The organism is Anaerococcus vaginalis ATCC 51170, assembly GCF_000163295.1.
GTDB classification, from domain to species: Bacteria; Bacillota; Clostridia; order Tissierellales; family Peptoniphilaceae; genus Anaerococcus; species Anaerococcus vaginalis.
Genome location: NZ_GG700527.1, coordinates 1,170,580 through 1,185,453, shown reverse-complemented (window position 1 = coordinate 1,185,453; position 14,874 = coordinate 1,170,580). Strand labels below are relative to the sequence as shown.

Genomic DNA, 14,874 nt, shown 5'->3' with positions numbered 1-14,874 from the left:
TAAAAATATCTTCTATTTTTATTAATAGAAGGTATTTATATAAGATTTTTTTATTTAGAGTGCTTAGGTAGCTCAATGGTGGAGCACCCGGCTGTTAACCGGTAGGTTGTGGGTTCGAGCCCCACCCTGAGCGCCAATGTTTCTTTAAATAGATATAGCTTCAAGTAGCTCATAACTTAGCAATTATTATAGCGCGGGATGGAGCAGCTTGGTGGCTCGTCGGGCTCATAACCCGGAGGTCGTAGGTTCAAATCCTACTCCCGCAACCATGTGGCGAAGTAGCTCAGTTGGCTAGAGCATTCGGTTCATACCCGGAGTGTCAAGAGTTCAAGTCTCTTCTTCGCTACCATTTTTTTTATAAGCTCTTAGCTTATTAACCAGCATGGAGCTTTTAGGCTCCATGGTCAAGTGGTTAAGACACCAGCCTCTCACGCTGGTATCCCGGGTTCAAATCCCGGTGGAGTCACCACTTATATTTTTTTATAATTTTACGGTCCTATGGTCAAGCGGTTTATGATCCTAACCCAATTTATGAAATAAATTGATGGTAGGTCAGATGTCGCGGTGTTTCAAAGTTGCTTGCAACTTTGTCAACAAGCCGACTAAGACATTTGCAGCTTGCTGCAAGTTTTTTAAAAAAAGTATGTTTAATGAATATGATAATGATTGAGGCCCTATGGTCAAGCGGTTAAGACATCGCCCTTTCACGGCGGTATCCCGGGTTCAAATCCCGGTAGGGTCACCACATGGAAGTATAGCTCAGTTGGGAGAGCATCTGCCTTACAAGCAGGGGGTCACAGGTTCGAGCCCTGTTACTTCCACCATAATATTTTTAATATTATGCTATTTTAATTATGGCTTAGTAGTTCAGCTGGTTAGAATGCCGCCCTGTCACGGCGGAGGTCGTGGGTTCGAGTCCCATCTAAGTCGCCAGATGCCTGTCCGGCTAATTTAGGACTTGGATTTCAATAGAGATCCAATGTGCTGATGTAGCTCAATTGGTAGAGCAATTGATTTGTAATCAATAGGTTGTAGGTTCAAGTCCTATCATCAGCTCCATATTAAGGTTTTCCTTTATATTATAAATTTTAACGTTTATTAAAAATAGGAATTGGGTGCTTGCTAATTTAATAATTTATTTTAGCTTTCACTTTGTTGTTTCCTTTTATATTATTTGCGGAAGTGGCTCAGTGGTAGAGTATCGCCTTGCCAAGGCGAGGGTCGCGGGTTCGAATCCCGTCTTCCGCTCCAATTTTATGCGGGTGTAGCTCAGTGGTAGAGCCCCAGCCTTCCAAGCTGGTTGCGAGGGTCCGATTCCCTTCACCCGCTCCATTTTTTTATAAATTATTTTTATTTTTTAAAATTTTGTGGTATAATTTATATTACAGTAGGTAATGATAGTACCATATTATATTGTTAAGATATTAATAATTTTATATTTTTAATTATGCGCCTGTAGCTCAGCTGGATAGAGCAACGGACTTCTAATCCGTGTGTCAGAGGTTCGACTCCTCTCAGGCGCGCCAAATATCTTTTTTAGATTATATTTTTAATTATGCGCCTGTAGCTCAGCTGGATAGAGCAACGGACTTCTAATCCGTGTGTCAGAGGTTCGACTCCTCTCAGGCGCGCCAATATTTTTATTAAAAATATTGAGCGGTATTAGCTCAGTTGGATAGAGCGACTGGCTACGGACCAGTAGGCCTGGGGTTCGAATCCTCAATGCCGCGCCAGAAATTTTGGATCTTTAGTTTTGCTAGAGGTCTTTTTTATTGTGGTTTTATATTCTTTCTAATTTATTTGCATTTATTTTTATATAGATTGATTGATTTTTTTCTAAATTGACATAAAAAAACTGTTGCAAAATTTTTTTATAATCAATATTGGTATTTAAAAATTTTTTATTGATTATTTTATTTTGCAACAGTTAAATTTATTTTTATTTGATTTCTATGCTTGGATTATCTTTTGTTAAAAAGTGAATTTGAATATTTCCTTCTAGGTGGGTTTTTAGATTTTCTCCTAGATAGTTTATTGCTTCTTTTAAATCATCTTTTCTATCTGGATCTATATTTTCCATAAAAAGTATTGCGTTTTTTGTTTCTTCTGTTATCATTGTTCTTTGGCAATCTCTCCAGTTGAAACATCTACAAATAGCTCCTTTTTCATCTCTATAGCATAATTCGCCTTCTAGTGTTGGGGATTCTTTGTCATCTCCTATAGCTTGGAAAGGGTCATTTCCTTCTGTAATTTCAAGTTTTACATCGCCTACAAATTTGTCTATATCTTCAGCTCCGCATGGTAGGGCATAATTTAATGATGCAGCGTTGTAAATGTCAACTAGGGGATTGATACTTCCAACGTCTTTGTCTTTTGCCACTCTTTTTAATAAGGCTTCTATTGAACAGCGTGCTCCTTTTTTTGTTTTGAATAATTTGAAGGCATCTCTCCATACTTTTATTACTGGATTTTCGCTAAATACTGGTTTTGTAAGATAATCTAGGGCTTTTTCGTTTGCATTATCAAGTTTGTCTCTTATTTCTCTATTTGATTTTTCTTCCATTTTTATGTCTTTAAATAGGATAAGGCCTATTTCTGCTTCAGGGAATAAATCCCAAAAAGATTCGCTTGCTATAAATTTCATAATTTTCTCCTTTTATTTTTTCCTACTATATTATATTTCCTTCAGAGTCTTGGTAGTTTATTGTTGTCCTAAATTTATTAGGGGATACACCAATTATTCTGCTAAAGGCTCTCTGGAAAGTTCTTGTTGAATTATACCCGACTTTCATTGCTATATCTATTATTTTTAAATCTGTTGTTTTTAACATTTCACATGCTTTTGAAATCCTAAGAAAATCTAAATATTCGTAGAAATTTTTTTCAAATTGGAAATAAATTAATCTGTTTACTTCAGATGTTGAAATGCCAAATTTTTTGGCTACTTTTCCAATTGTAAGATCTGTGTCAGTATAGTTTTTGATTTCATAATTTATAACACTATCAAGAAGTTTTGCCTCAGATTGTTTGAGACTAACTTGTTTAATATTGTAATAATTTCTAAATTCGCCAGGATTGATTCCTTCAGTATTTTCAAATATTTTCGTAAAGTGTGATGAGTCTGTATAGCCAACGCGTTTTGCAATTTCATTTAGACTTTTTTCAGAAAACATTAGTAAGTCGATTGCTTTTGAAAATCTAATTCTATTTAATAATTCTGAAAATGTAAAGCCAATGTTTTCTTCTAAATATTTTGTAAGACTTGATTTGCTAATGAAAAATGTAGAGGCAAGTCTGTCAAGTGTTAACTTTTCGCTCATGTGTGAATACATATACCTAAGAATTTGGTTGATTTGAATTTGATGTTCATAATTTTGCTTGGTACTTATTTCATTTTTGTTTTCAAATCTTAAAAATTTAATTAAAATTCTTATAATTGATGAAATAAGATATTCATCAGAATATTGTTTTTCATCAATTTCTTCTTGGAAAGAGTCATTTCCTACTTCATCTTTGATTTCAATAAAGGAATTTTTCATATCATGAAAAGCCTTGCTATCAAGAATTTTTATAGGATTTTTTGACAAAACTTCTATAGAATTTATTTGATTTTTCCTAAAATTACAAATATTTTTCAAATCGTCATTTATAATTTGAAAATTGTATACGATTTTGTAAAATTCCAAATCTTCTGTAACATCAGTGATAGTTGTAATATCCCAAGGAAGAATAGAAATCATGGTATTTTTTTCGATTAGATATTCAACCCCGTTTATCATAAATTTCCCCTTGCCTTTTTTGAACAAGAGAAGTCTTGCTGTACTGTGAATTAAAGTTGTGGTAGAACTGTCTTGAAATTCTACTTCAAAATTACATATTTTTGATAGATCTGAAATTGCAGAAATTTTGGTTTGTATATTACTTATAACCATAAATAACCTCTTTAATTTTAGTTTGATATATATTTATATTATATAATATTTTAAGCTAATTTACTAATTTTTAGCCATTTATTAATAATTTTTCATAAAAACACTTATAAAAACATTTTCATTTGAATATAATTTACAATAAACTATCCGAAATTTGTCGTGTAAAAATGAAACGGTTAGAGTATACTATTGATGTAAACGATATGAGTGGCTCTAAAATTTATCTTGAATGAAAAAATCAAAACGAAACTTTATTCAAGTAAAGAGATACACTCTATTTATATATATTTTAGGAGGAATTATGAAAAAGATTCAAGTAACAAGCGAGATTAAACCACTAAAAAGAGTTTTGGTTCACAGACCAGGAGATGAATTATTAAATTTAACTCCATCAACTCTTGAAGAACTATTATTCGATGATATTCCAGATCTAGCATTAGCTCAAGAAGAACATGATAGATTTACAAATATCATGAGAGATAATGGAGTAGAAGTTGTTTATCTTGAAGATTTAATGGCTGAAACACTAGATGCTAATGAAGGATTAAGAGAAACTTTCTTAGAACAATATTTAAGTGAAACAGGATGTGAAGATAAAGAAATCCTTGCAAAAGCTAAAGAATATTTAGAAAAAATTGAAGATACAAAAGAATTTGTTGAAAAAACAATGGCTGGTTTAACATTAAAAGAACTAGGACTTTTCACAGAAGAAGATCTTCATGAAATGGTTGTAGGAAAATCATATCTTGCAATTAACCCAATGCCAAACCTATACTTTACAAGAGATCCATTTGCATCAGTAGGAAACGGTGCAGTTATCAATAGAATGTATTCTGTAACAAGAAATAGAGAAACAATCTACTGTGATTATATCTTTAGATTCCACCCAGAATACAAAGGAAATGTTCCAAATCTTTATGGTAGAGATAACGAATACCATATAGAAGGTGGAGATACATTCAACGGCAATGAAACTACACTATTAATTGGTATTTCACAAAGAACACAATATGAAGCAATCAAAGTATTAGCTAAAAAATTATTCTTTGGAGAAAATGAAAACAAGATTGAAAAAATCTACGCATTAAAAATCGATGAAAACAGAGCATTCATGCACTTAGATACAGTATTTACACAAATCGATTATGATGCATTCACATACCATCCAGCTATAATCAAAGAAATGGAAGTTAAAATCATAACAAAAGATGAAGCAAACAATGATTTACACATTGAAACAGCTTCAGGAAAATTAGACGAAGTCTTAGCAAAAGCACTAGGAATCGAAAAAGTACGTCTAATCCCATGTGGTGGTGGAGACCCAATAGCTGCAGAAAGAGAACAATGGAATGATGGATCAAACACATTAACACTTGCTCCAGGAAAAGTTTTAGTTTACAAGAGAAATACAGTAACAAACGAAGTACTAAGAAAAGAAGGTATTGAAGTATTAGAATTAGATGCATCAAACCTAACAGTAGGTCGTGGTGGTCCAAGATGTATGTCAATGCCATTAGAAAGAGAACTATAAGAAGTAAGTTAGTCACAAAATAAAATTAATATTGAAAAACAAAAATAAGGAGAAAACAATATGCCAGTAAATTTACAAGGACAAAGTATACTAGGATTAAAATTCCTAACAGAAGATGAAATTAAATACCTAATAGATCTAGGTGAACAATTCAAAAAATTAAAATTAACAAGAACACCACACAAATATCTAGAAGGAAAAAATATAGTATTATTATTTGAAAAAACTTCAACAAGAACACGTTGTTCATTTGAAGTAGCTGGAATGGACTTAGGAATGGGAGTAACATACCTTGATCCAGGTTCAAGCCAAATGGGACACAAAGAATCAATCGAAGATACAGCAAAAGTATTGGGAAGATTTTATGATGGAATCGAATACAGAGGATTTGACCAAGAATTAGTAGAAAAATTAGCTAAATATTCAGGAGTTCCAGTATGGAATGGTCTTACAGATGATTTCCACCCAACACAAATGATCGCTGATATGCTTACAATCAAAGAAAACTTTGGTTACCTAAAAGGATTAAATTTTGTATTTATGGGCGATTGCAGAAACAACGTAAGTAACTCATTAATGGTAGCATGTGCTAAACTTGGAATCAACTACACAGGTTGCGGTCCAAAAGAATTATGGGCAGATGAAAAATTAATTGCAGAAGCAAAAGAATTTGCAAAAGTTCACGGTTCAAAAGTAGAATTTACAGAAAACGTTGAAGAAGCAGCAAAAGGTGCTCACGCAGTTTATACAGACATTTGGGTATCAATGGGAGAACCAAAAGAAGTATGGGAAAAGAGAATTGAATTACTTCATCCATTCCAAGTAAACCAAAAAGTTATGGATTTAGCAGATGATGATGCAATCTTCTTACACTGTCTACCATCATTCCACGATCTTCACACAACAACAGGTATTGATGTAAACGAAAAATTCGGAGACAAATATGACCTTGATGGAATGGAAGTAAAAGACGAAGTATTCTTAGGAAAACAAAGTAAAGTATTTGATCAAGCAGAAAACAGAATGCATACAATCAAAGCAATTATGTATGCAACATTAAAATAGAAAAAATAGAAACAGAAACGGATATAAATTAACAGATGACAAAAAAAAGATTAGTTATCGCTCTCGGGGGTAATGCTTTAGGCAATACCCCTCAAGAGCAATTAGAATTAGTAAAAAAGACAGCTAAAACAATAGTAGATTTATCAGAAAACTACGATGTAGCAGTAGGACACGGAAACGGTCCACAAGTAGGAATGATAAATAACGCAATGGAATTTTCAGCAAACAAAGGTGGCAATACACCTGAAATGCCTTTCCCAGAATGTGGCGCAATGAGCCAAGGATACATTGGTTATCATTTATCACAATCAATCAGAAATGAATTAAAAAACAGAGGCAAAGATTCTGAAATAGCTTGCGTTGTTACACAAGTTTTAGTTGACAAAGATGATGAAGCTTTCAATAAACCAACTAAACCAATAGGAAGTTTCTTAACAAAAGAAGAAGCTGAAGCCAAACACGAAGAAAACGGCTACGAATACGTAGAAGATGCAGGTAGGGGATACAGAAGAGTTGTAGCAAGCCCAATACCTAAAGAAATCATTGAAATAAATGTTGTGGAAAATTTGGTTTCAAATGGTAATATAGTAATAACAGTTGGTGGAGGTGGTGTACCGGTAATAGATACAGAAGAAGGATTACAAGGTGTGCCAGCTGTAATAGATAAAGATAGATCATCTGCATTATTAGCAAAAGAATTAAATGCTGATATGTTAGTAATATTAACAGCAGTTGATAGAGTTATGATCAATTTCAACAAACCAAATCAAGAAGAAATTAAAGAAATGACTGTTAATGAAGCTAAAAAATATATTGAAGAAGGACACTTTGCTCCTGGCTCAATGTTACCAAAAGTAGAAGCTTGTTTAGAATTTGTTGAAAAATCAGAACAAGGTCTTGCACTAATTACATCTTTAGAAAAAGCAGCTGAAGCATTAGAAGGAAAGACAGGAACTATAATAAAAAAATAGGAGAATACTATGAAAAAAGGTAAGAAAAAATCACTAAGTGCATTTTCTATCTTGATGATAGTTCTAGCTGCTGTATGTTTAATAACTTTATTAGCTAGTGGTCAAGCAATCGATTCAGACATTATAAAATCATTAGACCCAGGCAAATATGAAGATCTTATAAATGCAGTTAAGGCTGGAGAAACAGTTACTGTACAAAGTGCTAGTTTAAGTGACTTTATTATGGCTATTCCAAACGGATTTATGGATGCCGCAGATCTAATTATATTTATTTTATGTATTGGTGGATTCATCGGTATAGTAATGAGTACTGGTGCTATGGAAGCAGGAATTCGTTCCTTAGTAAGAAAAAACAAAGGTAAAGAAGGAAGACTAATTGCAGTATTAATGTTCCTATTTTCAGTTGGTGGATCAACATACGGAATGGCAGAAGAAACAATTGGTTTTTATCCATTAATCACAGCAGCAATGGTAGCAGCTGGACTTGATACAATGGTAGCAGTAGGAACAGTTCTACTTGGAGCTGGAGCCGGAGTACTAGGTTCTACAATCAACCCATTCGCTACATCAGCAGCTATGGGAGCATTAGAATCAGTTGGTATAAAATCTAATGCAACAACAGTAATGATTATAGGCGTTATCCTTTGGTTATCAACAGATTTAATCGTTATAAAATTTGTATTGAATTATGCTAAAAAATTATTAGAAAACAAAGAATCTTCCATTCTAAGCGCTGATGAAAAAAACGCTATGGAAGAATATTTCTCTAACGATAACGGAGAAGAATTAGAATTTACTGGAACACACAAAGCTGTATTAACAGTTTTTGCTATAACATTTGCAATAATGATTATATCATTAATTTCTTATGTAGACATCAATTTCCACGGAGACGAAGAAGCTTACTTGAAAGCATTTGGTTGGTCAGATTTCTTGACAGGATCTCCATTAGGATATTGGTACTTCAAAGACTTAGCAGCACTATTTACCTTATCTAGTATAGTAATAGCTATAGTTGCAAAAATTGGCGAAAAAGAATTTGTAGATGGATTTATCGCAGGAGCTGCTGATTTATTATCAGTAGGTTTAATCATAGCAGTAGCAAGAGGAATTACAGTAGTAATGAGCTCTACTCACTTAGATTTCTACATCCTACAAAATTCAGCAAAACTATTAAGAGGAGTTTCTCCATTTGTATTCGCACCACTTGCATACTTGATTTACATGTTATTATCATTCTTAGTACCATCAACATCAGGACTTGCAGCATTATCAATTCCAATCATGGGATCTCTTGCTCATCAATTAGGATATGACCCTAACATAATGATCATGATTTTCTGTGGTGCTTGTGGACTTGTAAACTTTGTTACACCAACATCAGGAGTTGTAATGGGTGGACTAGCAGCAGCAAGAGTAGAATACTCAACATATTTGAAATGGGTAAAGAAACCATTCTTTATAGTAATGATTGCAAATATTGTAATTTTATCAATTGCAATGGCTATAATGTAATAAAACAAAATTAACAAACTCAGATTTTTTCTGGGTTTGTTTTTTATTTCAAAGAAAAATAAATAAGAAATTAATTATAAAAAATTTAAAATAATTTTAGAAAAATCATTTAAAGAAATTTACAAAATCAAATTTCTACTTATCTATAACATATTATTTACAATTTTTTATATAATAATATAGAAAAGAATAATAAGGAGGAATAGATGGCTAGAAGAAATCGTGGTTCTGGTGGATTTTCAAATTTTCTTTCGGGACTAATAGGAGCTGTTTTGGGTGGATTTTTAGTTTTTTCACTTTTAGGTAGCTCATTAAAAACATCAGATAATAATAAAAAGGAAGCTAATACAAATTCAAATACCAAAAAAAATAATGTAGTGGATATAACAACAAACGATGAGACGACAATGGAAAGAGCAGTTGTCGAAAAAAGTATAGATTCTGTTGTAGGAATAACAACAAAAACAAAAACTACACAAAATACAATTTTAGGTCAACAAACAGGTTATGTTGAAGGAGTAGGCTCAGGCTCAATCGTTACAAAAGATGGATATATTTTGACAAATTCACACGTTGTAAGCAATGGAGATGCAAGCGAAATTAATGTTTTGTTTTCAAATAATAAAACAAAAAAAGCAAAACTTGTTTGGAATGATACAACCTTGGACCTTGCAGTTATAAAAGTTGAGGCAAATAATTTAAAACCAATCGACCTAGGCGATAGCGATACAGTAAAAGTAGGAGATAAATCAGTAGCAATAGGTAATCCATTAGGACTTCAATTACAATCAACAGTTACAAGTGGAATAATTTCAGGACTTGATAGGACAGTTTCATTCCAAAATGGAGCACAAATGGATGGATTAATGCAAACAGACGCTGCAATAAATTCCGGAAATTCAGGAGGAGCCTTGCTAAATTCAAAAGGACAACTTATAGGAATTAATACAGCAAAGGCAGGAAATTCTGATGGGATAGGATTTGCAATTCCAGTAAATTTGGCGAAAAAAGTTATAAAAGAAATAGCCAAAAACGGCAAATTTAATTCAGTATATTTGGGAATTACAGGAATAAATTTGGATTTACTTTTACAATACAATAATATAGATAGCAAAAACGTAGGAAGCGAAGACGGAGTATTTGTACAATCAATCTCAGATGATGCGAATAATTATTTCAGAAAAGGCGATATAATTACAGGAATAGATGGACAAAAAGTAAAAGATATGTCCAACCTCAAAAAGATTCTATTAAATTATAGCGTAGGAGATACTTGCAAAATTCAAATTGTAAGAGCAGGAGAGAAAAAAGAAATAGATTTCAAATTTACAATGGATTCATCAAACGTCGAAGAATTTAAAGAGGCAAATCCAAAAAAAGAAGAAAGTAAAGAAGAAAAAGAAGGTCAACAATTGCCAGATTGGCTAAGACCATAAAAAATAAACACCAAAAACATGGGTAAAATTGATTAATTTGCCCATGTTTTTTATTGGAAATAGTTTCGAAATTTTCAAATTTAATTTTATGGATAAATATTTAAAATATTTGACAATATATATAATGTTTAGTGAAAGAATATTTAAAAAAATAAGTAAAAGGAGAAAATTTATGAACAAAAATAAGAAAATAATAAGCGCTAGTCTAGCCTTGGCACTTGGAGTAAGCTTATTAATTCCTAACGCAAAAGCAAATGAAGAAAAAACACTAGAAAAAATCTTAAAAGAGCCAGCTAAAACTAGTGAAACAGTAAAAACAGAAGAAAAACCAACTGTAGAAGATAAAAAAATTACTATAAAGAAAGCTCCAGTAAATGAAAAGGGAGAAGAAAAGCCAGATGACGAAACAGAAAACCCAGACGGCGAAACAGAAAAACCAGAAGGCGACCCAGAAAAACCAGAAGGCAAAATAGAAAAACCAGAAGGCGATCCAGAAAAACCAGAAGGTGATCCAGAAAAACCAGAAGGCAAAACAGAAAAACCAGAAGGCGGAGAAGAAAAGCCAGACGGCGAAACAGGAAAACCAGATGACAAAACAGAAAATCCAGAAACTAACGAAGAAAAACCAAAAGACGAAAAGAAAGTAAAACCTAAAGAATATAAAATGAGTGAACTTTTAAATGAAAAAGGTGCATTTGAAAAATGTAAAGGAGCAGAGTTAGATTTTATAGGTTATGAAATATGGGTTGCTATAAATAAAGAACCTCCTGCTTCTGAAGAAGAAGTTGATGCTAAGAGACTTAAATATGAACAATTACAAAAAGCTACAACTTGGGATGAAATTTCAAAGATACTTGGTTATGTCAAAGAAAAGTTCGCAAGGGATCTTTTGTATGGAAAGGGCGAAAGCGATGCTTATGATCTAGAATTGGTAAAAATTATAGACGATATGGCAAATCAAAAACCACAAAATCCTAGCCAAAAAAATCCTAACAGAAAAAATAAAAAAACAGGCACAACAAATACAGCAAATACAGGCAATAAAGTAAATAACGCTGGAGAAAATGTTCAAACAGGAGTTGGAAGCCTATCAGCAATTTTGGGCTTATTAGGAGCATCAAGCCTAGGTTTATTTAAAAGCAAAAGAAAATAATAAAATTTAATATTTTAAAAATTTAAAAATGTAAAAATGAGTATCAACCTTATCTTTTTGACTTGGGTTTATACTCATTTTTTATAAAAATTATTGCATTAAATAAGAACCTACTTTAAAGGAAAAATTGATTGATAATATTTTTTAAAAACTTAAATCTAAATATAAATTCTTATGGTTCTGTAAATAATTTTGTGTATCAATATTTGTCAATTTTTAGTAAAAGAGCTTATCTTAATTTACATAGTCTTGAAAATAATAAAATTTAAAAATGTAAAAATGAGTATCAACCTTGCTTTTAAGACCTTGGTTGATACTCATTTTTTTAAAAATATATTAAAGAGTTTGTGACTTTATTTTCTTTTCTTTTTTAAAGCAAAAAGAGCTGATAGGGAAAGTGCCAAGGAAGTTCCAACAAAGGATAGGCTTTCAACTCCTGTTTTTGGAGAGGTTTTTCCTTGAGTTTTTCTATTATGTTCATTGTTTTGAATATTTTTATTTTTATCTTTTTGAATATTTTTGTTTTTTCCCTTATCACTATCTTGTGGTTTAGTGCTTTCATCTTTTGGCTTTAATTTTACATTATTTAGGGCGTCGGTTAATTTGTTGTTTAATGAAAGAATATCATTTATTGTTAGATTTTCGTCTTTAAGGGCTTTTTCTATTTCTGCAATTACCTTATTTAAATTTTTATCATTTATTTTCTTGCTAGTTTTCAATAAATTTTCAAGCGATGCTTTTGCTTTTTGGATAGATTCTTTTTCTTTTTGTAGGGCTAGGGCGTCTTTTTTATTTTTAAGGTTTTCTTTTGCTAAATCAAGGTCATCTTTTGCCTTATCTATATCTTTTTGCAATTGTGTTTTTTCATCTTGTGCTTTATTAAGTCTAGCCTTGATTTCATCTTCTTCTTTTTGTGCATTTTCAAGCATTTTTTGAGCTTTTTGAGCTTCATCTTTTGCTTTATTATATTTTTCTTTAGCTTCATTTATTTTTCCATCATCTATTTTTTCTGGCAAATTATTTGTAAGATTTTTTATCAAATCTTCAAGTTCTTTGACCTTTTTGTCAGCATGATCTTTTTGAGTTTTTGTTTTATTTAAATTTTCACTTGCTGTATTTAGGTCTTCGTTTGCCTTTGCTATCAAATTTTTATTGGCTTCAATTTCTTTTTTCTTAGAATCTAGGAGATTTTTTGCATCTTCTAATTCTTTTTGTGCTTTTTCGTATTGGGCATTAGCTTGGTTGAAAGAATCGGTTAAATTTTTAAGATTTTCTTTATTTTTATCTACTTGTTCAAGCAAAATATTTGCATTTTCTAAAGCATTTGCATAGGCTTCTGCTTGTTCAACTTCTACCATAGACTCTAAATAAATATCAGCTTTCTCCTTTAATAGGGGAAGTTTTTCCTTTAATACTGCAAGATTATCTTCAAATTCTTTGGAATATTGTTTTATAAGTTTTTTGGCCTCTTTTTTGAAAATTTCATCCCTACTTGAATCGTAAGCCATCTTTTTTTGTTCTTCCAAAACTTCACTTGCATGTGCTAGTTTCCTCCAAGCCTTGTGGAATTCATCATTAATCATTTCGTAATCATGTCCTTTGCCATTTCTTTTTAAATACAAGTCACCTAATTTATTATTTGCAGCTTTAGCTTTTTCTTCTAGATTATCCTTGTTTAATTTTCCATCTAAAATTTCTTGTATTACAATATTTTTGGCATTTGCTTGGCTTTTTTCTTTGATATTTTCTTTGAGATCATTGAAATTAGTATTATAATTTCTAAATATGTCAAATTCTTTTTCAGCCTCTTTATATAAATTTTTGTAATCTTCGGTAATTTTTTTGCAAATTTTATCAATTTCTTCTATTTGCTTATTTAAATCATCAATTTCATTTTGTTTTGCCTTATACCCATCACTATTCGGCTGAAGCCATTTAATATTTTCTTTGGCTTCTAGCAAATTTTGTTTAAGTTCTGACTTTTTATCGCTTATATCAGTCTTGTCTTTTTCATAATTTTTAATAGACGCATAGAGTTTATCCAAATCTTCATTTTGAGAATTTAAAGAATTGCGTGAATCATCAACTTTTGATTTCGATTTATCATAATTTTGATTTTTTTCTGTCAAATCTTCTTTTTGATCTTCCAAAAAATTATCAGAATTTTTTTTCGCTTGGTCTAAATCTTTTTTTGCCTTATCTTTTTTCTCCAAGGCATCACTTGCTTTTTTCTTTGCTTGATTCTCATAAATATCTTCTTGAGCTTTCTCATTTTTCTTAGCCTCATCAAGCTTATTATTTGCCAAGTCTAGGGCATTTTTCTTTTCGTCAGCATTTTTTTGAGCTAAATTTAAATTCTCTTTTGCTTTTTCTTGTTGATTTTTAGCAATATTAAGTTCTTCTTTTGCTTTGGCTAAATTTTTGTCAGCCTCAACTTGTTTATTCTTTTTTTCACTAAGATTTATATAATCGTCGCTTGCTTCACTTTGTTTTTTGTAAGCGGTAATAAAATCATTATCAGCTTTTTTCTTATTTTCATTGGCTTTATTAAGTTCATTTTGTAAAGATAAAACTTTTTTATCAAGTTCTATTTTTTCATTTTCTTTAGCTTTTAAATTTTCATTTGCAAGATCTAATTCTTTTTGTGCTTTGCCAACTTCATTTTCAAGATTTTTTTCATTTAAATTATCAGCAAAGCCAGTCGAATTTTCTCTATATTCTACCATATTTTCATCAGTATTAGATGCGTAAGAATTATAAACGGGATTAACAACCCCCAAGCCCATAGCCAAAATTAGGGCAGTAGCAAATTTTTTATTCTTTTTCAAAATTTAAACCTCCATAATGTTAAATTTTTTCTATTAAATTATAATTTAATAAATAATGATTATTTGATTTTCATTTGAAAAGTAAATTTTTAAATTTCCAAGCATTAAATAAAAATTAAAAAAGCAAATTTAAAAATAAAAATTCAAAGAAATAATTCATAATAATAATCATTATCATAAATATGATAACAAAAATTTTTTCCTTTGAATATCAAAATATTGTCTTTTATTGAAAATAATAATAAAAAATAATTGTACAAATAAAATTTGTAAAGTTAAATAAGAAATTTTTTATTTTCAATTTTAAAATATTTTGAAAATTTTTCGAATTAAAAATATTTTCAAATTTCAAATTAATTTTTGCTTGAAAAAATTTTATTTAAGATTGAAAATTCAAGAAAAAAATAGTCAAGAAAAAGTCTTGACATTAGATTGAATTGCTA

The 14,874-nt window shown here is 30.9% G+C and carries 9 protein-coding genes and 13 tRNA genes; 19 read left to right on the top strand and 3 right to left on the bottom strand.

Going from position 1 to position 14,874, the window contains the following annotated elements; genetic code table 11:
* Positions 1-61: 61 nt before the first annotated feature.
* From HMPREF0078_RS05690 to HMPREF0078_RS05630, 13 genes are all read left to right on the top strand, one after another.
* A tRNA-Asn gene (locus HMPREF0078_RS05690) sits at positions 62-136 on the top strand.
* 56 nt (positions 137-192) lie between these two features.
* Positions 193-269 (top strand) — tRNA-Met (locus HMPREF0078_RS05685).
* A 3-nt stretch (positions 270-272) separates the two neighbouring features.
* A tRNA-Met gene (locus HMPREF0078_RS05680) sits at positions 273-349 on the top strand.
* Between the two features lie 45 nt (positions 350-394).
* Positions 395-469 (top strand) — tRNA-Glu (locus tag HMPREF0078_RS05675).
* A 201-nt stretch (positions 470-670) separates the two neighbouring features.
* Positions 671-745 (top strand) — tRNA-Glu (locus HMPREF0078_RS05670).
* A 3-nt stretch (positions 746-748) separates the two neighbouring features.
* Positions 749-824, top strand: a tRNA-Val gene (locus HMPREF0078_RS05665).
* A gap of 32 nt (positions 825-856) precedes the next feature.
* Positions 857-933 (top strand) — tRNA-Asp (locus HMPREF0078_RS05660).
* Positions 934-983: 50 nt separating this feature from the next.
* Positions 984-1,059: transfer RNA gene (locus HMPREF0078_RS05655), tRNA-Thr, on the top strand.
* 117 nt (positions 1,060-1,176) lie between these two features.
* Positions 1,177-1,251 (top strand) — tRNA-Gly (locus HMPREF0078_RS05650).
* 7 nt (positions 1,252-1,258) lie between these two features.
* Positions 1,259-1,332 (top strand) — tRNA-Gly (locus HMPREF0078_RS05645).
* Between the two features lie 117 nt (positions 1,333-1,449).
* A tRNA-Arg gene (locus tag HMPREF0078_RS05640) sits at positions 1,450-1,526 on the top strand.
* 31 nt (positions 1,527-1,557) lie between these two features.
* Positions 1,558-1,634 (top strand) — tRNA-Arg (locus HMPREF0078_RS05635).
* Positions 1,635-1,656: 22 nt separating this feature from the next.
* Positions 1,657-1,733, top strand: a tRNA-Arg gene (locus HMPREF0078_RS05630).
* A gap of 206 nt (positions 1,734-1,939) precedes the next feature.
* Here HMPREF0078_RS05630 and HMPREF0078_RS05625 read toward each other — a convergent pair.
* Positions 1,940-2,644, bottom strand: coding sequence for a B3/B4 domain-containing protein (locus tag HMPREF0078_RS05625; RefSeq protein ID WP_004839173.1), 705 nt, complete (start codon positions 2,642-2,644; stop codon positions 1,940-1,942).
* A 25-nt stretch (positions 2,645-2,669) separates the two neighbouring features.
* Positions 2,670-3,932, bottom strand: coding sequence for a helix-turn-helix domain-containing protein (locus HMPREF0078_RS05620; protein ID WP_004839172.1), 1,263 nt, complete (start codon positions 3,930-3,932; stop codon positions 2,670-2,672).
* Between the two features lie 301 nt (positions 3,933-4,233).
* On the opposite strand from HMPREF0078_RS05620, the gene arcA reads away from it, so the two are divergent.
* The 6 genes from arcA to HMPREF0078_RS05590 all read left to right on the top strand — a co-directional run bounded on the left by arcA (position 4,234) and on the right by HMPREF0078_RS05590 (position 11,603).
* On the top strand, positions 4,234-5,463 hold the full coding sequence (gene arcA / locus HMPREF0078_RS05615) for an arginine deiminase (protein WP_039920554.1): 1,230 nt from the start codon (positions 4,234-4,236) through the stop codon (positions 5,461-5,463).
* Between the two features lie 60 nt (positions 5,464-5,523).
* Positions 5,524-6,528 carry an ornithine carbamoyltransferase gene (argF, locus tag HMPREF0078_RS05610; protein WP_004839170.1) on the top strand — a complete coding sequence of 335 codons (1,005 nt, stop codon included), beginning with the start codon at positions 5,524-5,526 and terminating at the stop codon, positions 6,526-6,528.
* Between the two features lie 35 nt (positions 6,529-6,563).
* Entirely contained in the window at positions 6,564-7,499 is a 936-nt protein-coding gene (gene arcC / locus HMPREF0078_RS05605; protein WP_004839169.1) for a carbamate kinase, read from the top strand.
* A gap of 9 nt (positions 7,500-7,508) precedes the next feature.
* Positions 7,509-9,014, top strand: a complete 1,506-nt coding sequence (locus tag HMPREF0078_RS05600) for a YfcC family protein (protein ID WP_004839168.1) — start codon at positions 7,509-7,511, stop codon at positions 9,012-9,014.
* A gap of 206 nt (positions 9,015-9,220) precedes the next feature.
* Positions 9,221-10,450, top strand: coding sequence for a S1C family serine protease (locus tag HMPREF0078_RS05595; RefSeq protein ID WP_004839167.1), 1,230 nt, complete (start codon positions 9,221-9,223; stop codon positions 10,448-10,450).
* Between the two features lie 172 nt (positions 10,451-10,622).
* Positions 10,623-11,603, top strand: a complete 981-nt coding sequence (locus HMPREF0078_RS05590) for a hypothetical protein (RefSeq protein WP_039920553.1) — start codon at positions 10,623-10,625, stop codon at positions 11,601-11,603.
* Between the two features lie 353 nt (positions 11,604-11,956).
* On the opposite strand, the gene HMPREF0078_RS05585 is transcribed toward HMPREF0078_RS05590, so the two are convergent.
* Complete coding sequence (locus HMPREF0078_RS05585; RefSeq protein WP_004839164.1) at positions 11,957-14,431, bottom strand: coiled-coil domain-containing protein; 2,475 nt, start codon at positions 14,429-14,431, stop codon at positions 11,957-11,959.
* Positions 14,432-14,874: the final 443 nt, after the last annotated feature.

What these genes read in the sequence shown, in the direction of transcription:
- HMPREF0078_RS05625 (WP_004839173.1), bottom strand. Translation starts at nt 2,644, where the DNA reads ATGAAATTTATAGCAAGCGAATCTTTTTGGGATTTATTCCCTGAAGCA.
- HMPREF0078_RS05620 (WP_004839172.1), bottom strand. Translation starts at nt 3,932, where the DNA reads ATGGTTATAAGTAATATACAAACCAAAATTTCTGCAATTTCAGATCTA.
- arcA (WP_039920554.1), top strand. Translation starts at nt 4,234, where the DNA reads ATGAAAAAGATTCAAGTAACAAGCGAGATTAAACCACTAAAAAGAGTT.
- argF (WP_004839170.1), top strand. Translation starts at nt 5,524, where the DNA reads ATGCCAGTAAATTTACAAGGACAAAGTATACTAGGATTAAAATTCCTA.
- arcC (WP_004839169.1), top strand. Translation starts at nt 6,564, where the DNA reads ATGACAAAAAAAAGATTAGTTATCGCTCTCGGGGGTAATGCTTTAGGC.
- HMPREF0078_RS05600 (WP_004839168.1), top strand. Translation starts at nt 7,509, where the DNA reads ATGAAAAAAGGTAAGAAAAAATCACTAAGTGCATTTTCTATCTTGATG.
- HMPREF0078_RS05595 (WP_004839167.1), top strand. Translation starts at nt 9,221, where the DNA reads ATGGCTAGAAGAAATCGTGGTTCTGGTGGATTTTCAAATTTTCTTTCG.
- HMPREF0078_RS05590 (WP_039920553.1), top strand. Translation starts at nt 10,623, where the DNA reads ATGAACAAAAATAAGAAAATAATAAGCGCTAGTCTAGCCTTGGCACTT.